The organism is Streptomyces sp. ISL-36, assembly GCF_018614205.1.
Taxonomy (GTDB): Bacteria; Actinomycetota; Actinomycetes; order Streptomycetales; family Streptomycetaceae; genus Streptomyces.
Genome location: NZ_JAGGOS010000195.1, coordinates 1 through 17,295, shown reverse-complemented (window position 1 = coordinate 17,295; position 17,295 = coordinate 1). Strand labels below are relative to the sequence as shown.

Below are 17,295 nucleotides of genomic sequence, written 5' to 3'. Positions count from 1 at the left end.
GGCGCGGGGCTGGCGCTGCCGAGCTGGATGAGCGCGGGGCTGGGGGCGCAGCAGCCGCCGCCGTCGGCCGACTGCTCGGTGTCGGGCTGGTCGAAGAGGCCGGCGCCGCCGCAGACCCCGGTCTCGGGGAGGACGAGTTCGACACGCTCGGCGGCCTCGCGGTCGCCGGCGATGGCGGCGACGACGGAGCGGGTCTGCTCGTAGCCGGTGAGGGCGAGGAAGGTCGGGGCGCGGCCATAGGACTTCATGCCGACGAGGTAGACGCCCTGTTCGGGGTGGGAGAGCTCGTTGACGCCGTGGGGGTAGACGGTGCCGCAGGAGTGCTGGTTGGGGTCGATGAGCGGGGCGAGCTCGATCGGGGCCTGGAGGCGCTCGTCGAGGCCGAGGCGCAGTTCGGAGAGGAAGGAGAGGTCGGGGCGGAAACCGGTGAGAACGATGACCTCGTCGACCGGGTCGAGGCGGCGGCCGTCCTCCGCCACGAGGACCAGGCGGCCGTCGCCGTCGCGCTCGATCGTCTCGGTGCGGAAGCCGGTGACGGCGTCGGCGTGGCCCTCGTCCACGGCGGCCTTCGCCGCGAGGCCGAGCGCGCCGCGGGCGGGAAGCTGGTCGGCGCTTCCGCCGCCGAAGGTGGAGCCGGAGATGCCGCGGCGCAGGATCCACACGCTCTTCGTGCCCGTGCCCGTGCCCGTGCCGTCCTCGGCCTTGGCCAGGTCGGCGAGGGAGGCGAGCGCGGTGAAGGCGGAGGCGCCGGAGCCGATGACGGCGGTGCGCTTCCCCGCGTAACGGGCCCGCACGGCCGGGTCCTTCAGGTCGGGGACGCGGTAGGTGACGCGGTCGGCGGCGGCCCTCTCGCCGAGGGCGGCCAGACCGGAGGCGCCGGCTGGGCTCGGGGTGGACCAGGTGCCCGACGCGTCGATGACGGCGCGGGCGAGGATCCGCTCCTCGCGACCGTCGGCGTACGCGACGTGGACGACGAAGGGCTGCGCCTCACGGTCGGCGTCCACGATCCGGTCCCGGCCGGCCCGCGAGACGCCCGTGACCTTCGCACCGAAGCGGACCTTGTCCCCCAGGACGTCGGCGAGCGGCTGGAGGTACCGCTCCACCCAGTCACCGCCGGTCGGATAGGTCTTCGCGTCGGGCTTGACCCAGCCGGTCGGGGCAAGCAGCTTCTCGGCGGCTTGGTCGGTGACCTCGCCCCACGTGGAGAACAGCCGCACGTGGGACCACTCCCGTACCGCCGCGCCCGCGGCCGGGCCGGCTTCCAGGACGAGCGGTTCGAGACCGCGCTCGACGAGGTGGGCTGCGGCGGCCAGGCCGGCGGGCCCGGCGCCGATCACGAGGACGGGCAGCTGGCCGGTGGCAGTGGCATTCACGGTGGTTCCCCCTATTACTTCGACGTCTGTCGATGGCTTGCACTGTCAGCATGGCACCTGTTTCGATAGGCGTCAACATAGACATTCGTCGAATCGAGAGGCCTCGCGGAGTATGCCGATGTCGCCGTCATCGGCGGCGGGCAGCCAGGACTTGCCGCGGCCCACGTCCTGCGTCGGAGCGGTCTCACGCCGGTCATCCTGGAGGCGTCAGAGAATCCGACCGGATCATGGCCGGGCTGTTACGCCAGCCTCACCCTCTTCTCGCCCGCCCGGTCCAGCGCCCTGCCTGATCTGCCGTTCGGCACGGACGGCGACCGATACCCCCACCGGGACGAGGTGATCGCCCTTCTCGCCCCACACGCTCCGTGGAGTCGGCCGGGATGCGCACCACGTCATCCCGCCGCTGGCGGCGTACGTCCGTAAAGCCCCGGCGGCAGTCGGGCTCTGACGGCCGCCCGACCCAACGCCGCCCGGCGTCAGCTGGGTGGCCTTGGCGTCTTCTCGCCTCCCCCACTGATTCGACATGTGTCAACATAGATGCATGTCGAACGTGAAGGTGTTGCCGTTGCCGGAGCCGGAGCTCGTCGAGCCGTGCTGCCCGCCCCTGACCGAGCGGCCCTTGACCGCGGACGAGGCCGAGCGGACCGCGAAGATGTTCAAGGCCCTCGGCGACCCGGTCCGCCTGCGGCTGTTCTCCGCCGTGGCCTCCCACGAGGGCGGCGAGGCGTGCGTGTGCGACATCTCCGACGTCGGGGTGTCCCAGCCGACCGTCTCCCACCACCTGAAGAAGCTCAAGGAGGCCGGCCTGCTCTCCTCGGAGCGGCGCGGGACGTGGGTCTACTACCGCGTCGAGCCCTCCGTCCTCGCCGCGATGGGGCACCTGCTGACGAAGGCTGCCGCGGCCTGACCTCTTATAGCCACCGCCGCGGTGGGGACGCACCGCGCGTGCCTGGCGGCTCAGGTCCGTGAGGTCGTCAGCACCCTGTCCTGACCGGGAGACAGCCGGGGCTAGGTCAGGTCGAGCAGCTCGCTGATCGCCCGGGCCGCTTCGCGCGCGGGGCGGCCCACGCCGATGAGGGTGGCGGAGGCTGGGCCGGTCCAGTCGCCGTAGCCGAGGAAGTGCAGGCGGGGCTCCCTGATGGCCTGCGTGCCGGCGGTGGGGATGTGGCCGCGCGTGCGGCGCAGGCCGAGCGGCGCGAGGTGGGAGAGAGCCGGGCGGAAGCCGGTGCACCAGATGATCGCGTCGGCTTCGGCGGTCGTGCCGTCGGCCCACTGCACACCGGTGCGGGTGAGGCGGCTGAACATCGGCTGCGCCTTGAGGACTCCGGCGTCGCGGGCGTCGCGCACCGGCGGTACGGCGACGATGTCACCGAGCGAGGCGACCCCGCCGGTGTCCGTACGGCCCTCGTCCAGGGCCCGGCGGCGGGCGGTGGCCACGTCGAAGAGGGCGCGGCCGTCGATGTCGTCGGGGAGGAACTGCGCCGGCCGCTGGGTGACCCAGGTCAGATCGGTTTCGTACGCGAGGTCGGCGGCGATCTGGGCGCCGGAGTTGCCCCCGCCGACCACGATGACGCGCTTGCCGGCGAAGTCGGACGGCCGGCGGTACTCGACGGTGTGCAGGTGCTCCCCGCCGAACTCCGCGGAGCTCGCGAGGGCGGGCAGGAAGGGCCGCCACCACGTTCCGGTGGCGCTGATCACCGTCCGTGCCCGCCACGTCCCGGAGTCGGATTCGACGCGCAGGAGTTCGCCTTCGTCATGGACGGCTTCGACGCGTACGGGGCGGATGACGGGAAGTTCGTACCGCTGCTCGTAGTCGGTCAGGTAGGCGACGACATGCGCGGCGTCCGGGTACATCTCGCCCGGCTGGGGTGGCATGAGCCGGCCGGGCAGGGAGGAGTACGCGGCCGGGGAGAAAAGATGCAAGGAGTCCCAGGTGTGCTGCCAGGCTCCGCCCGGTGTGGGCTGGGCGTCCAGGATGACGAAGTCCAGGCCGAGGCGGCGCAGGTGGTAGCCGGCCGCGAGCCCGGCCTGGCCGCCGCCGATGACGAGCGCGTCGAGATGCCTGCCCATTGCGCGGTGATCCCTTCCGACGCGGCTGCCCCGCCGCGTGGGGCGGGGCAGCCGGATGATGCCGTACGACCTACCGGGTGCCGGCGGCCGTGAACTTCTTGCGCCAGGCCAGCGAGACGTACACCAGCGCCACGAGCACCGGCACCTCGATGAGGGGGCCGACGACGCCGGAGAGGGCCTGGCCGGAGGTGACGCCGAAGGTGCCGATGGCGACGGCGATGGCGAGCTCGAAGTTGTTGCCGGCCGCCGTGAAGGCGAGGGTCGCCGTGCGGTCGTAGGTGAGGCCGATCGCCTTGCCGAGCAGGAAGGTGCCGAACCACATCACGGCGAAGTAGACGAGCAGCGGAAGGGCGATCCGGGCCACGTCCAGCGGCTGGGACGTGATCGTCTTTCCCTGCAGGGCGAAGAGGATGACGATCGTGAACAGCAGGCCGTACAGCGCCCACGGGCCGATCTTCGGCAGGAACTTCGCCTCGTACGACTCGCGGCCGAGCTTCTTCTCACCGATGCGGCGGGTCAGGAAGCCGGCCACCAGCGGGACGCCGAGGAAGATGACGACATTGAGTGCGATCTTCCACATCGAGATGTCGAGGTGCTCGCCCTCGCCCAGGCCCAGCCAGCCGGGCAGCAGGTCGAGGTAGAACCAGCCGAGGACGCCGAAGGCGATGACCTGGAAGACCGAGTTCAGGGCGACGAGGACGGCGGCCGCCTCGCGGTCGCCGCAGGCCAGGTCGTTCCAGATGATGACCATGGCGATGCAGCGGGCGAGACCGACGATGATCAGGCCGGTGCGGTACTCGGGCAGGTCGGGCAGGAAGATCCAGGCCAGGGCGAACATGATCGCCGGGCCGAGAATCCAGTTGATGACCAGCGAGGAGACCATGAGCTTGCGGTCGCCGGTGACGGCGTCGAGCTTGTCGTAGCGGACCTTGGCGAGGACCGGGTACATCATGATCAGCAGGCCGACGGCGATGGGGAGGGAGATGCCGCCGATCTCGACCGCGGCGAGCGCGTCGTTCAGGCCGGGGATCAGGCGCCCGAGGCCGAGGCCGAGGCCCATGGCGAGCAGGATCCAGACGGCGAGGAAACGGTCAAGCGTCGAAAGCTTCGCGACGACCGAGGACTCCTCGGTGGGCGCGGGCGCTTGGGTGGGGGTCACGGACAGGCCCTCTTGTTCTCGGCAGCGGTACGAGCGGACTCGGCCAGGTCGGCGAAGCCGCCGGCGAGCTGGGCGATGACGTCCGGGCGGAGCTTGTAGTACGTGAATCGTCCGCACGGCTCGGTCTCCACGACCCCCGCCTCGCGCAGCACTCTCAGGTGGTTGGAGAGGTTCGTCTGCTTGGCACCCGTCTCTTCCACGAGGTGCGTGGTGCACAGGGTCTCGCGGGCCAGGAGGGTCACGATCCGGAGCCGCAGGGGATCACCCAGCACCCGGATCAGCTCAGTGTCGACTGACGTCATCATGCACTGATACTGTCACATCAGTGGTGGATGACACCACCAGGTGCTGATTTCAGTAGCGCCTGATTTCGTCGTGAGACAAGTGAGACCGTGATGTCCGAGAAGCCCTCCGTCCTGTTCGTCTGTGTCCACAACGCCGGCCGTTCGCAGATGGCCGCCGCGTGGCTGTCGCACCTGGCCGGGGACCGCGTCGAGGTCCGCTCCGCCGGTTCGGCCCCCGCCGACCAGGTCAACCCGGCCGCCGTCGAGGCGATGCGCGAGGTCGGCATCGACATCTCCACCGAGACGCCGAAGATCCTCACCGTGGACGCGGTCAAGGAGTCGGACGTCTGCATCACCATGGGCTGCGGCGACACCTGCCCCGTGTTCCCGGGCAAGCGCTACCTCGACTGGACGCTGGAGGACCCGGCGGGCCAGGGCGTCGAGGCCGTCCGCCCGATCCGCGACGAGATCAAGAAGCTCGTCGAGGGCCTGATCGAGGAGATCGCCCCGGAGAAGACGGCGTGAGCAACGAGACCCAGGACGTGCGCGACGTCATCGTCATAGGCTCGGGCCCCGCCGGCTACACCGCCGCCCTCTACACCGCCCGCGCCCAGCTCAAGCCCCTGCTCTTCGGCAGCTCGATCTTCGTCGGCGGCTCGTTGACCACGACGACCGAGGTCGAGAACTTCCCCGGCTTCCCGACCGGCATCGACGGCCCGGACCTCATGGACAACATGCGGGCCCAGGCCGAGCGGTTCGGCGCCGAGATGATCGACGACGACATCGTCTCCGTCGACCTGACCGGCGAGATCAAGGAGCTGACCGACTCGGCGGGGACCGTGCACCGGGCGAAGGCCGTGATCATCGCCACCGGGTCCGGCTACCGCAAGCTCGGCCTGCCCAACGAGGAGGAACTCTCGGGCCGCGGGGTGTCGTGGTGTGCGACCTGCGACGGGTTCTTCTTCCGCGACCGCGACATCGTCGTGGTCGGCGGCGGCGACACCGCCATGGAAGAAGCCACCTTCCTCACCCGCTTCGCCCGCTCGGTCACCGTCGTCCACCGGCGTTCCACCCTGCGCGCCTCCAAGGCGATGCAGAACCGCGCGTGCGCCGACGACAAGATCTCCTTCGCGTTCGACAGCGAGATCGCCGAGATCCACGAAGAGGACACCAAGCTGTCCGGCGTGACGCTCCGGGACACCGTCACCGGAAAGACGCGCCGGCTCGACGTGACGGGCTTGTTCATCGCGATCGGCCACGACCCGCGCAGCGAACTCCTCCAGGGGCAGCTCGACCTGGACGACGAGGGCTACATCACGGTGGAATCCCCCTCCACCCGTACGAACATCCCTGGCGTCTTCGCCGCCGGCGACGTCGTCGACCACACCTACCGCCAGGCCATCACGGCGGCGGGGTCCGGCTGCCAGGCCGCCCTCGACGCCGAGCGCTATCTGGCCGCCCTGACCGACAAGACCCCGGCGATGGCCGCGGCCTGACCCGACCGATCCGCGCCACACCCCACGAGCAGGCCCCGATAGCCCTCATGACCGTGACCGCCGCGTCCTTCGACGCCGACGTCCTCGCCAGCGACGTCGACGGCGGGACGGGGCCGGTTTCGTTCCCGCCTTCGCGCGTGATCAGGCGGTCGCGGGGTCGAGGATGTCGCGGACCCGCCGCAGACCATCCTCGTCTACGGAGAACCAGGCCCAGGTGCCCCGGCGCGCTCGCTTGTCTCCTCCCGGTGTCTCCTCCCGGCTGCCGAGCGGTACCGGCCGAGCCTTCGCCGGACTTTTGCACGCGGGCACCCGGCCGTTCGACATCGTCAACTACCTCGGCGCGGTAGGCGCCGTAAGGGTCCTGGGGCCATGCCGGATGGCTGCCATGTCCGACCGGGTCGTCGCGCATCTCGACTTCCACCGGCGCCGGCTCACCCTCACCGAAACCCGCTGACCTCATCCTCCGCCGAACAAAGCGGCGATCTCCGCCGCGGCCTCACGCACATCGATCCGTCGAATCAGCCCCCCGGGGCTCGTCCTCACGCCGGTTCAGGCCGTGGACGTGCCCCCAGGCTCTCTGGCGAACGAAGCACTGAAGATGCTGCAGATGCCCGCTTCCGAGCAGGTGGCAAAGTCGGTCTCGGCAGCCCGCTGCGCGAGCTCGCGCAGCGCGGTCCGGGTCTTGTGCAGCTCGGCCATACGCCGGTCGAGCTCCTCCAGGTGCTGGTCGATGAGAGCGGTGACGTGTTCGCAGGGGGCCTCGCCGCTGTCCCGGAGGGCGAGGACGCCGCCGATCTCGGCGAGCGTCAGTCCGGCGTGCTGAGCATCACGGATGAACGCCAGGCGGCTCTCCGCGCTGGGCGGGTAATCGCGGTAACCGCCCGGCGTGCGCGGTGGAGGGGGCATGAGGCCGGCCTGCTCGTAGTAGCGGATCGTCTTGGCCGTTACTCCGCCGGCAGTGGCGAGGTCACCGATGCGCATGCCTCCACACTAGCCCTTGACCTTCCAGTGCGCTGGAAGGTCTAGCGTCGTCCGCACAAGCGATGACCCGAGAGGACGACACGATGCGGATCACCGTGCTGACGGTGCCGGACTGCCCCAACGGTCCGGTGGTACGAGAACGGATCGCGGCGGCACTGGGCGGCCGGGCGGCCGACGTCGAACTGGTGGAGATCTCCGAGCAGGCCGAGGCTGAGCGGACGGGGATGACCGGCTCACCGACGGTACTCATCGACGGTGCCGACCCCTTCGCACAGGCCGGGGCGGCACCGAGTCTGTCGTGCCGGATCTACCGGGACGCAGACGGCAAGGCGGACGGGGCACCGAGCATCGACGAGCTGCGCCGGGCCATTGCTGCCGCCGATCTGCCGGACAAGCCGTGCGATGACTGCTGTGCGGCGGACGCTCTGGACCTGGTCGGCAGAGGCGGGCGGGGTCGCCTCGCTCCCGTCCAGGGCGGACTGCGGGCCGTCCATCAGGCCGTACTGCGGCACTTCGCCGCCACCGGTCGGCCGCCCGAGCCGGCCGTTCTCGAGCCGGTCGCCGCAGAAGAAGGGTGGACGGCAGCCGACGTACTCGCCGAACTGAACCGGGAGGACTTCCTGCTCCTGGACCAGGACGGGCGGATCCGGGCCGCCTACCCCTTCTCCGCGGTGCCGACCGCGCACCGGGTAACGATCGCCGGCGGGGCTCAGGTGTGGTCGATGTGTGCGATCGACGCCCTCGGCATCCCCGCGATGCTCGGCCGGGACGCCGTGATCACCTCGTCCGACCCGATCACCGGCGAGACCGTGACGGTCACCAGTGACAGCGGAGGAACAACCTGGGAGCCGGCGACCGCCGTGGTGTTCGTCGGCCGCCGCGGCACCTCTGGCCCCGCTGCCGAGATCTGCTGCGACACGCTGAACTTCTTCACCAGCCCGGCCTCCGCGGAGACATGGACCATGCGGCACCCTGAGGCGAGAGGGCAGATCCTTGGCCAGGCCAGAGCCGAGGAAATCGGCCGTGAGATCTTCGGCCCCCTGCTGACCGACACGTAAACCCCCGTCCCCGGCCGGGCGTCTTCCTCACGTGTCTGTCTCCGCGCTCCACACCGGAGAGGCGGTGGGCGGGCGCGCTGATCGGTCTGGTGGGCCGCCGCCGCAGCACCGGCGCCCAGATCAGCGGGGCCGTCATCGCCCCGCTCGGTGTCTTCTGCGGCGACACCGACGCCAATTTAGGCGGTGTTGATCGCTTGCTATAGCGTGCTCACGTCAAAAGACGCACGTCACACGCGCCCACGGGGGATTCCACATGACCTTTCCGCCGCAGCAGGGCCCTGGCCCGTACGGTCAGCCTGGCCCATACGCACAGCAGCCGCCGCAGGGATACCCGCCCCAGCCGGCGTACGGGTACCCGCAGCAGCAGCCGTACCCGCCCCAGCAACAGATGCAGATGCAACCGCCGCCTCAACAGCAGCAGTGGACCGCACCGCCGCAGCCGGCGCCGCCGTCCCGGAGGCAGGGCATAGGCATCATGAAGATCCTCAAGGGCATCGCGGTCGTGGTCGTCCTGATCATGTGCGTGGTGGGTTACTTCGCGAGCCAGGATGATGCCGACCACGCGGAGGCCGGAGACTGCCTCAAGAACTCCGGGTCCACGGTGACTCCTGACCTGCAGGTGGTGGAGTGTGGTGACTCCCAGGCCACGTACAAGGTGGTCGAGGTGATCCCCGACACGCTGGACACCACCAAGTGCGAGGGCAAGTCGGACGCCGGCTACCTCGAGCAGACCCGCGGTGGGCGACGCAGCTCGGGCAAGCAGTTCGTGCTCTGCCTCGACGAGCTCAAGAAGAAGTAGCCGAGGAAGCGAACGCCCCGGGCCAGAGCGGCCCGGGGCCTTGGCCGGCCTCGGTGGTCCGTACATCGCGGCGGAGTCGATGGAACCGGCAACCTCAAGGGGTATCGGCGGCGACCACGGGGTGCAGCTGTCCCCCGTCCCCGACAACGAGGTCGAGTGATGTCCCGATCACGCCACTCATTCCACCGCTCAGGCAGGTTCGCCGGAGCGCTCCTCGCCGCCGTGCTCGCCGGTGCCGGCGGGCTACTGGCCGTCAATCCGTCGGCGTCCGCGGCCGATGAGTCCGCGGCCGATGAGCCCGCGGTCCGGGCACTGGCCGCCGCCCGGGTCGCCGAACGGCTCGACCGGGGGCTCGTCGCCGTCCCCGCGAGCGGCGGCGTTCTCGTCACCTGGCGCATGCTCGGGAACGACCCGTCCGGTGTCTCCTTCAGGCTCTACCGGGCCGGGACCCTCATCTCGGAGACCACGAAGACGAACTTCCTCGACGCCGGTGGCAGCACCTCGTCCTCGTACGAGATCCGCGCCGTCGTGGGCGGTACGGAGCAGCCGGGCCAGAAGGCCGGCGTCTGGGCCTCCGGCCGGCTCGACATCCCGCTGCAGAAGCCGCCCGGCGGCACCACCCGCGACGGCGTCGCCTACACCTACTCCGCCAATGACGCGAGCGTGGGCGACCTCGACGGGGACGGCGCCTACGAACTCGTCCTCAAGTGGGTGCCCTCCAACGCCACCGACGTGGCCAACTCCGGTACCTGCACCGGGCCGACGGTCTTCGACGCGTACGAGCTGAACGGCACCCGCCTGTGGCGCGTGAACCTGGGCACCAATGTGCGCAGCGGCTCGCACTACGACTCCTTCCAGGTGTACGACTACAACGGCGACGGCAGGGCCGAGATGGCCGTCCGTACCTCCGACGGGTCGAGGGACTCCGCCGGGACCGTCATCGGTGACGCGGGCGCCTCGCATCTCGCCGACAACTGCGCGGTGCTCAGCGGCCCCGAGTATCTGTCGGTCTTCAACGGGCAGACGGGCCGCGTCATGGACTCCGTGCCCTTCGAGCCGGCCCGCGGCTCGGTCGCCGACTGGGGGGACACCTGGGGCAACCGTGAGGGGCGGCTGCTGTCCGCCACCGCGTACCTCAACGGCTCGACGCCGAGCATGATCTTCAGCCGCGGCATCTACGAGCGGATCGCGATCGCCGCGTACGACTGGAACGGCACCGACCTGGTCCGCCGCTGGAAGTTCGACACCAACTCCTCCACCAATGTGGGCAAGGGCTTCAACCAGCAGGGCAACCACAATCTCGCCGTGGCGGACGTCGACGCGGACGGCAGGGACGAGATCGTCTACGGCGCCATGGCCGTGGACGACAACGGTAGTGGGCTGTGGACCACCAGGCTGGGCCATGGCGACGCGCTCCACGTCGGCGATCTGAACCCGGCGCGCCCCGGCCTGGAGGCGTTCAACGTGCACGAGCACACCGACTCGGCGTACGGCTTCGAGATGCACGACGCGAGGACCGGCGCGATCCTGTGGGGCCAGAAGACCGGCACCGACGTCGGTCGCGGCATCTGCGCCGACCTCACGAACGCGTACGCGGGCGCCGAGTGCTGGTCCAGCGGGGGCGGGCTGTACGCCGCCGACGGTACGAAGATCAGCGACGCCGTCCCGGGCTTCGGCGGCGGCGCGTCGTACAACTCGGCGATCTGGTGGGACGGCGACGCCAACCGTGAACTCCTAGACCACCGCTGGTCGGGTACGGCGGGCTCCGGCTACGGGCAGATCCTCAAGTACAACGGCTCCACGGAGCTGACCCGCATCTGGTACGACCAGGAAGCCCGTTCCAGCAACTGGACGAAGGGGAACCCGGCGCTCTCCGCCGACCTCCTGGGCGACTGGCGCGAGGAGATGATCTGGCGCAACAACGACTCCACGGCGCTGCGCCTCTACACCACTCCGCACCCGACCGAGTTCCGGCTGCCGACCCTGATGCACGACCCGGTCTACCGGCTCGGAGTGGCCTGGCAGAACACCGGTTACAACCAGCCGCCGCAGGTCAGTTACTACCTCGGCACGAAGTAGCGGAACGAGGAGCGGCGAGGGGGCCGGCACGGGCCGGGCGCAGTCGATCACGGCGCCCGCCGGCCGGGCCCACGACGACCGACCGGTAGCGAGCGAACGAGGCCCAGGCCCCCTTGCGATCCGGTCAGGACGTGGGCGCGTCCGGCTTCGGCTTCCGCTTCACCTCGGTCACCTTCACGTCCTCCGTCTCCGGAGCCCCGAACGTCTCGGTGATCACCCCACTGCTGGTGCCGGAGATCTCCACCACCACGTGGCTGCCCATCATGCGCAAGTCGAGCCTCGCCCGGGGCACGCCCGCAGGGCTCGGCATCCGGTGGATCCGAGACGCCGGGTAGTCGAGGCCCACCAGCTTCTTCTGCATCGCCTGGTAGCTGGTCGTCCTCGTGTTCTTGAACGCCTCGCTGACGCGCTTCGCGTGCTCGTTACCGCTGCACATCTCGATACCGGTCAGCGGTACCTCCTTGACCGGCTTGGGCCCGGTGGAGTCGGACGTCGGCTTCGACGGCCCGGGATCCTCCAGGGGAACGGGTATGTCTCCGTCGGCGTTCGGAACACCCGGCGGGGTCTCGCCCGGCCCGTACCTCGGTGGGGGCGCGCTCTCCCAGCCCGGCAGGTCCTCGGGCGCGGGCACGCCACCGCTGCCGCGGCCGCCACCGCTGGGGGCGTCCGGGGCGCAGCCCTGCGTGATGCGGGTCATCAGCGCGAGGAACCGCATCTCCGGGTCGCTGTCGCTCGGCGGAGCGTCCACCGGGGTTGTCGCCGAGACGGTGCTGCCCGCGGGGGTCCGATCGGTGGCGGCGTTCTGCACGCCGCAGCCGGACAGGATCACGCAGCCGAGCGCGGCCACGAGCAGGGTCTTCGGGAGGGATGTCGATCGCATGCACGCATCATGCGGATGCTGGTTCCCGGGGCACATGAGTAGCCGTACTCACCTCCACCCGGCACGACAAGTGCCTTGACGCTCAGAGCTGTTGGGGTCTCGGGACGCGCGACCGAAGCGGGGGGCAGCACAGGCGGGCGGGCGTGCGGGCGGGCGGCGACACCGGTACGGGCCGGAGGGTTGGTGTTCAGGAAAATGCGGTGCGCCGCTGCCGGCCGCTCGATAGCCTGCGGGCATGTCTACGCCCCGGATCTCTTAGCTCTCGGACCCGCCTTCACGCCAGAAGTGTGTCCCTTTGCTTTTCCGGAGCGTCATCTCATGATCACCGTTCGTGGTGTCGACGTGCGCGTCGGCGCCCGTCTGCTGCTGTCCGACATCTCCTTCACCCTCGCGCCCGGCGACCGGGTCGGCCTGGTCGGCCGTAACGGCGCGGGTAAGACGACCCTGCTGAACGCCCTGGCCGGGCATGCCCGGCCGTCCGCCGGAACGATCTCCCGCACCGGCCCCGTCGGCCATCTGCCACAGGACTCCCGCGCGGCGGACCCGTCGGTCTCCGTCACCGACCGGGTCCTCTCCGCCCGTGGGCTCGACCGGGCGGTCCGGGCCCTGCGTGCCGCCGAAGCCGCCATGGCGGAAGCCGCGGGCGAGGCCGGACAGGCGCGGGCGATGAGCGCCTACGTCCGCGCCGAGGCGGCCTTCCAGACCGGGGGCGGCTACGCGGCCGAGACGGAGGCGGCCCGCGTCGCAGCCGGTCTCGGGCTGCCGACGCACGTCATGGGGCAGCCGGTCGGTGAGCTGTCCGGCGGACAGCGGCGGAGGGTGGAGCTGGCCCGGATCCTGTTCGCGGGCGGCGACGGGACCCTGCTGCTCGACGAGCCCACGAACCACCTCGACGCCGACTCCCTCGCCTGGCTGCGCACCTTCCTGGCCGCTCACCGCGGCGGGCTGATGCTGATCAGCCACGACATCGATCTGATCGCCGCGACCGTCAACCGGGTGTTCCACCTCGATCCGCAGCGCGCCACCGTCGACGTGCACAACACCGGCTGGGCCGCCTATCTGAACCAGCGGGATGCGGACGAGCGGCGGCGTGCGCGCGAGCGGGCCAACGCCGAGCGCAAGGCGGCCTCCCTGCACGCGCAGGCGGACAGGATGCGGGCGCGGGTGGCCACGGCCACCGTCGCGAAGAGCATGGCCCGCCGCGCCGACCGGATGCTGGCCGGACTTGAACCCATCCGGCGGGCGGAGAAGGTGGCGAGGATCAGCCTCCCCGAGCCGGCCCCCTGCGGACGGACGCCGCTCGGGGCGGTGAGCCTGGCCAAGTCGTACGGCGGCCGTGCGGTGCTGAGCGGTGTGGACCTGGCCGTGGACCGGGGCAGCAGGCTGGTGATCCTGGGCCTCAACGGGGCGGGAAAGACCACCTTGTTGCGCATGCTCGCCGGCCGGGAGACACCCGACAGCGGCCGGGTGGTGCACGGGCCCGGGCTGCGGCTCGGCTACTTCGCCCAGGAGCACGAGACCTTGGACTCGGCCCGTACCGTACGGGAGAACCTGGCCGCCGCCGCGCCGCATCTGAGCGACGGCGAGGTGCGGCGGGTACTGGGGGCGTTCCTGTTCACGGGTGACGACGCCGACAAACCGGCGAAAGTGCTCTCGGGAGGCGAGAAGACCCGGCTGGCGCTGGCCGCGCTGGTCCACTCCGGCGCGAACGTGCTCCTGCTGGACGAGCCGACCAACAATCTCGACCCGGACTCGCGCCGCGAGGTCCTCGCGGCGGTGGGCACCTACCCGGGCGCCCTCGTGATGGTCACCCATGACGAGGGCGCCATCAGGGCGCTGCGCCCGGAGCGGGTCCTGCTGCTGCCGGACGGGGACGAGGACCTGTGGAGCGAGGACCACCTGGACCTGGTCGCCCTCGACTGACGTACGGCTGCCCTGCCGTCCCGTATCCGCTCGTACATCTCGGCCCGATAAAATCTGTGACCGCGAAGTGAGAAATCAGAACAACGCGCGATGAAGGTATCTCTCGCAACACGGAGAATGGAATTCCTCACCGCCCAGGACCGATCTCGCCGTGCTAGTCTCGATCTCAGTTGCAGTTGTGGTTCCCAAAAACTTTGAGCACCCAGCGGCCTTTCCGGCTGGTGGTGGCGATTTTGTATGTCCGGTTTTTCATCCGGCTGGGGCAATCATCGCGGCGACGCGGAGACCGCACAGTGTGGGCTCCGGGCTCTGCCCCTAAGGAGATTTGACATGGCATCTGGCACCGTGAAGTGGTTCAACGCGGAAAAGGGCTTCGGCTTCATCGAGCAGGATGGTGGCGGTCCTGACGTGTTCGCCCACTACTCGAACATCGCCGCCCAGGGCTTCCGCGAGCTGCAGGAAGGCCAGAAGGTGAACTTCGACATCGCGCAGGGCCAGAAGGGCCCGACGGCCGAGAACATCGTTCCCGCCTGACGCTGACACGTCGTACGAGCTGGGGCCCGCACCTTGGGGTGCGGGCCCCAGCTCGTTGCATGTACGGGCGCACTCCGCCCGCCTCCGCATTCCTAGGGGGATTTTCTTTTTCCGCTCGATCCAAGGTTGGCTCGTTCTTACGATTCTCCGTGCTTCTCACCTGTTGCGGGAATTCCCTGATACGTGCCGCGTCAAGGAAGGTTCCGCATGAACCGCACACGCACGAACGACCGCTTCTCCCGTACCTCACGGGGCACCTACGGCCGCAGGCCCGCCCCCGTGCGGGGTGAGTTCGCGCTCCCCGAGACGACCACCCCCGCACTGCCGGCCGTCGAGTCGTTCGCCGACCTCGACATGCCCGAGCAGCTGCTCGCCGCGCTGAGTGCCCAGGGCGTGTCCGTACCGTTCCCGATCCAGGGCGCGACCCTGCCGAACACCCTCGCGGGCCGCGACGTCCTCGGGCGCGGTCGCACGGGCTCCGGCAAGACGCTGGCCTTCGGGCTGGCACTGCTGGCCCGTACCGCCGGTCGGCGCGCCGAGCCGCGGCAGCCGCTCGCCCTGGTCCTCGTCCCCACCCGTGAGCTGGCGCAGCAGGTGACCGACGCACTTGCTCCGTACGCCCGCTCCGTCAAGCTGCGGCTGGCCACGGTCGTCGGCGGGATGTCGATCTCCCGGCAGGCGAACGCCCTGCGCGGCGGCGCCGAAGTCGTCGTCGCGACCCCGGGCCGGCTGGCTGACCTCATCGAGCGCGGCGACTGCCGGCTGGACCAGGTGGGCATCACCGTCCTGGACGAGGCCGACCAGATGGCCGACATGGGGTTCATGCCCCAGGTCACGGCGCTCCTCGACCAGGTCCGGCCGCAGGGACAGCGGATGCTGTTCTCCGCCACCCTCGACCGCAACGTCGACCTGCTGGTACGCCGCTATCTGACCGACCCCGTCGTCCACTCGGTGGACCCCTCCGCCGGCGCGGTCACGACGATGGAGCACCACGTACTCCACGTCCACGGCGCCGACAAGCACGCCACCACGACCGAGATCGCCGCCCGCGAGGGCCGCGTGATCATGTTCCTGGACACCAAGCAGGCCGTCGACCGGCTGACCAAGGATCTGCTGGCCAGCGGCGTACGGGCAGCGTCGCTGCACGGCGGCAAGTCGCAGCCGCAGCGCACCCGGACGCTGGCGCAGTTCAAGACCGGGCATGTCACCGTGCTCGTCGCCACGAACGTCGCCGCTCGCGGCATTCACGTCGACAACCTCGACCTGGTCGTCAATGTGGACCCGCCCACCGACCACAAGGACTACCTGCACCGCGGTGGCCGTACCGCCCGCGCCGGCGAGTCCGGGAGCGTCGTCACCCTGGTCACCCCGAACCAGCGCCGAAGCATGGTGCGTCTCATGACGGACGCGGGGATCCGCCCGCAGGTCACCGAGGTGCGCTCCGGCGGCTCGGAGCTGCACCGCATCACCGGCGCGCAGGCCCCTTCCGGCATCCCGGTCGTCATCAAGGCGCCGGTCGCCGAGCGTTCCAGGCCCACCGTCTCCGCCCGCCCCCGGCGCAGCCGCCCCTCCCGGTCCGCCGCCCGCCGGACCGCCCAGCGGCGGTCCGCGTTCGACCCGGCGGCCTAGGACTGTCCCGCCGGTCCTTCGTCGTTCTCGTCGTTCCCGTCGCCCTCGTCGGAACGACGCCCACTCTCCGCAGGAGGCCTTCGTGACACTGGTTTCTCCGCAGTACCGCTCCGCGAGCAGCGCCGCCGTCGCCGCCCACAGGACGGTGTTCGACGCCATGGACGAGGTCGGGCCGCAGGTCGGTGACGACATGACCGTCGAGGTGGCCCTCTGCGTCATGGCCGGCGCCCGCGCCGGGCACCTGATCGTCCGCGACGACGACGGTCGGTGCACCGGCCTGGTCACGCGCGCCCAGCTCACCGCCGTCCGTGACGGGTCCGCGTACACGGATCGGATCCGCCTGCGCGAGATCACCGGCAACGACGAACCGTTCACCTCGCCGCTCACCGCGATGTCCGAAGCTGAGCACGCGATGCGTGGCCGTCGGCTCCGGGCGCTGCCGGTGGTCGACGAGCACGGGACCGCCCTGGGCGTCCTGACTCTCTCCCGCTGAACCCCCAGAGCCTGCCGAACCCGCAGGCCCGCGGACCCGCAAGGCCTGCTGAACCCGCAGACCCTGTTGAACCCACTGAACCGCCCGAACTCCCTCTCCCCGTGAGGCCGCATGCGCTGTGTCATCGCCCGATTCCCGTTCGATCTGACCAAGAACGACGTGCTGGAATCGATGAAGGGCATCAAGCCCGAGCCGATCATCGGCGAGTCCGTGATCATCGGCCGCCGTTCCTACCCCGTCAAACAAGTGGGTGAGGTCATCACCCGCCAGGACCGCCGTGATTTCAGTGCCGGCGAAGTCGTCCGAGCCATGACCCTCCTCGGCTTCACCTGCCGCCCCTTCCCGGACGCCGCCGCACCCACGGCCACGGCCGTGCCCGCGTCCGCACACGCACGCCCACACGGCGTCAGCGCGATGGAGCGAGCTTCCGCGCTGCTCGGCGCCCCCGCGTCCGTCTGAGACGCCACGCGGGCGGTGACCTACGCCCGAACGAGGAGGGCCCGACCGGCATATGCCGACGCTGTTGGTTAATTCGGG

19 protein-coding genes are annotated in these 17,295 nt (G+C 70.4%); 13 read left to right on the top strand and 6 right to left on the bottom strand.

The window, feature by feature from the left end:
- The coding region (locus tag J7E93_RS35435) for an NAD(P)-binding domain-containing protein (RefSeq protein WP_215074150.1) at nucleotides 1-1,373 on the bottom strand (1,373 nt) is incomplete at its 3' end.
- 129 nt (nucleotides 1,374-1,502) lie between these two features.
- Between J7E93_RS35435 and J7E93_RS38470 the strand changes: the two genes are divergently transcribed.
- Entirely contained in the window at nucleotides 1,503-1,796 is a 294-nt protein-coding gene (locus tag J7E93_RS38470) for a hypothetical protein (protein ID WP_374105475.1), read from the top strand.
- Between the two features lie 118 nt (nucleotides 1,797-1,914).
- The gene (locus J7E93_RS35430) at nucleotides 1,915-2,280 is read left to right on the top strand and encodes a helix-turn-helix transcriptional regulator (RefSeq protein ID WP_215074149.1); all 366 of its coding nucleotides are present in this window, start codon (nucleotides 1,915-1,917) and stop codon (nucleotides 2,278-2,280) included.
- 101 nt (nucleotides 2,281-2,381) lie between these two features.
- Here J7E93_RS35430 and J7E93_RS35425 read toward each other — a convergent pair whose 3' ends face one another.
- The 3 genes from J7E93_RS35425 to J7E93_RS35415 all read right to left on the bottom strand — a co-directional run bounded on the left by J7E93_RS35425 (nucleotide 2,382) and on the right by J7E93_RS35415 (nucleotide 4,907).
- Nucleotides 2,382-3,443 (bottom strand): ArsO family NAD(P)H-dependent flavin-containing monooxygenase, encoded by a 1,062-nt coding sequence (locus J7E93_RS35425; protein WP_215074148.1) that lies wholly within the window; start codon nucleotides 3,441-3,443, stop codon nucleotides 2,382-2,384.
- Nucleotides 3,444-3,513: 70 nt separating this feature from the next.
- Nucleotides 3,514-4,602: an ACR3 family arsenite efflux transporter gene (gene arsB / locus J7E93_RS35420; protein WP_215074147.1), complete on the bottom strand. Its 1,089-nt coding sequence runs from the start codon at nucleotides 4,600-4,602 to the stop codon at nucleotides 3,514-3,516.
- Nucleotides 4,599-4,907 (bottom strand): helix-turn-helix transcriptional regulator, encoded by a 309-nt coding sequence (locus tag J7E93_RS35415; RefSeq protein WP_215074146.1) that lies wholly within the window; start codon nucleotides 4,905-4,907, stop codon nucleotides 4,599-4,601. Before J7E93_RS35415 ends, arsB begins: the two co-directional genes overlap by 4 nt.
- 90 nt (nucleotides 4,908-4,997) lie before the next feature.
- On the opposite strand from J7E93_RS35415, the gene J7E93_RS35410 reads away from it, so the two are divergent.
- The 3 genes from J7E93_RS35410 (at nucleotide 4,998) to J7E93_RS35400 (ending at nucleotide 6,836) form a co-directional block, all read left to right on the top strand.
- Nucleotides 4,998-5,411: an arsenate reductase ArsC gene (locus tag J7E93_RS35410; RefSeq protein ID WP_215074145.1), complete on the top strand. Its 414-nt coding sequence runs from the start codon at nucleotides 4,998-5,000 to the stop codon at nucleotides 5,409-5,411.
- Entirely contained in the window at nucleotides 5,408-6,382 is a 975-nt protein-coding gene (trxB, locus tag J7E93_RS35405) for a thioredoxin-disulfide reductase (RefSeq protein WP_215074144.1), read from the top strand. Before J7E93_RS35410 ends, trxB begins: the two co-directional genes overlap by 4 nt.
- 232 nt (nucleotides 6,383-6,614) lie before the next feature.
- Entirely contained in the window at nucleotides 6,615-6,836 is a 222-nt protein-coding gene (locus tag J7E93_RS35400; RefSeq protein WP_215074143.1) for a hypothetical protein, read from the top strand.
- A gap of 95 nt (nucleotides 6,837-6,931) precedes the next feature.
- Here the strand turns inward: J7E93_RS35400 and J7E93_RS35395 are convergent, their stop codons facing one another.
- Nucleotides 6,932-7,363 (bottom strand): heavy metal-responsive transcriptional regulator, encoded by a 432-nt coding sequence (locus tag J7E93_RS35395; RefSeq protein WP_215074142.1) that lies wholly within the window; start codon nucleotides 7,361-7,363, stop codon nucleotides 6,932-6,934.
- Between the two features lie 62 nt (nucleotides 7,364-7,425).
- Here J7E93_RS35395 and merB point away from each other — a divergent pair, with 62 nt between their 5' ends.
- From merB to J7E93_RS35380, 3 genes are all read left to right on the top strand, one after another.
- Nucleotides 7,426-8,421 carry an organomercurial lyase gene (merB, locus tag J7E93_RS35390; protein WP_251067543.1) on the top strand — a complete coding sequence of 332 codons (996 nt, stop codon included), beginning with the start codon at nucleotides 7,426-7,428 and terminating at the stop codon, nucleotides 8,419-8,421.
- Nucleotides 8,422-8,896: 475 nt separating this feature from the next.
- Nucleotides 8,897-9,220, top strand: coding sequence for a hypothetical protein (locus J7E93_RS35385; protein ID WP_215074141.1), 324 nt, complete (start codon nucleotides 8,897-8,899; stop codon nucleotides 9,218-9,220).
- A gap of 159 nt (nucleotides 9,221-9,379) precedes the next feature.
- The gene (locus J7E93_RS35380; protein ID WP_215074140.1) at nucleotides 9,380-11,299 is read left to right on the top strand and encodes a rhamnogalacturonan lyase; all 1,920 of its coding nucleotides are present in this window, start codon (nucleotides 9,380-9,382) and stop codon (nucleotides 11,297-11,299) included.
- A gap of 124 nt (nucleotides 11,300-11,423) precedes the next feature.
- Here the strand turns inward: J7E93_RS35380 and J7E93_RS35375 are convergent, their stop codons facing one another.
- Nucleotides 11,424-12,179 (bottom strand): hypothetical protein, encoded by a 756-nt coding sequence (locus tag J7E93_RS35375; RefSeq protein ID WP_215074139.1) that lies wholly within the window; start codon nucleotides 12,177-12,179, stop codon nucleotides 11,424-11,426.
- Between the two features lie 318 nt (nucleotides 12,180-12,497).
- Between J7E93_RS35375 and J7E93_RS35370 the strand changes: the two genes are divergently transcribed.
- The 5 genes from J7E93_RS35370 to J7E93_RS35350 all read left to right on the top strand — a co-directional run bounded on the left by J7E93_RS35370 (nucleotide 12,498) and on the right by J7E93_RS35350 (nucleotide 17,217).
- Nucleotides 12,498-14,102, top strand: coding sequence for an ABC-F family ATP-binding cassette domain-containing protein (locus J7E93_RS35370; RefSeq protein WP_215074138.1), 1,605 nt, complete (start codon nucleotides 12,498-12,500; stop codon nucleotides 14,100-14,102).
- Between the two features lie 330 nt (nucleotides 14,103-14,432).
- A complete protein-coding gene (locus tag J7E93_RS35365) occupies nucleotides 14,433-14,636 on the top strand; it encodes a cold-shock protein (RefSeq protein ID WP_030693997.1) in 204 nt (67 codons plus the stop codon).
- A 207-nt stretch (nucleotides 14,637-14,843) separates the two neighbouring features.
- The gene (locus tag J7E93_RS35360; protein WP_215074137.1) at nucleotides 14,844-16,265 is read left to right on the top strand and encodes a DEAD/DEAH box helicase; all 1,422 of its coding nucleotides are present in this window, start codon (nucleotides 14,844-14,846) and stop codon (nucleotides 16,263-16,265) included.
- An 82-nt stretch (nucleotides 16,266-16,347) separates the two neighbouring features.
- Nucleotides 16,348-16,758, top strand: a complete 411-nt coding sequence (locus J7E93_RS35355; protein ID WP_308368912.1) for a CBS domain-containing protein — start codon at nucleotides 16,348-16,350, stop codon at nucleotides 16,756-16,758.
- A gap of 111 nt (nucleotides 16,759-16,869) precedes the next feature.
- Nucleotides 16,870-17,217 (top strand): SCO5918 family protein, encoded by a 348-nt coding sequence (locus J7E93_RS35350; protein WP_215074136.1) that lies wholly within the window; start codon nucleotides 16,870-16,872, stop codon nucleotides 17,215-17,217.
- Nucleotides 17,218-17,295: the final 78 nt, after the last annotated feature.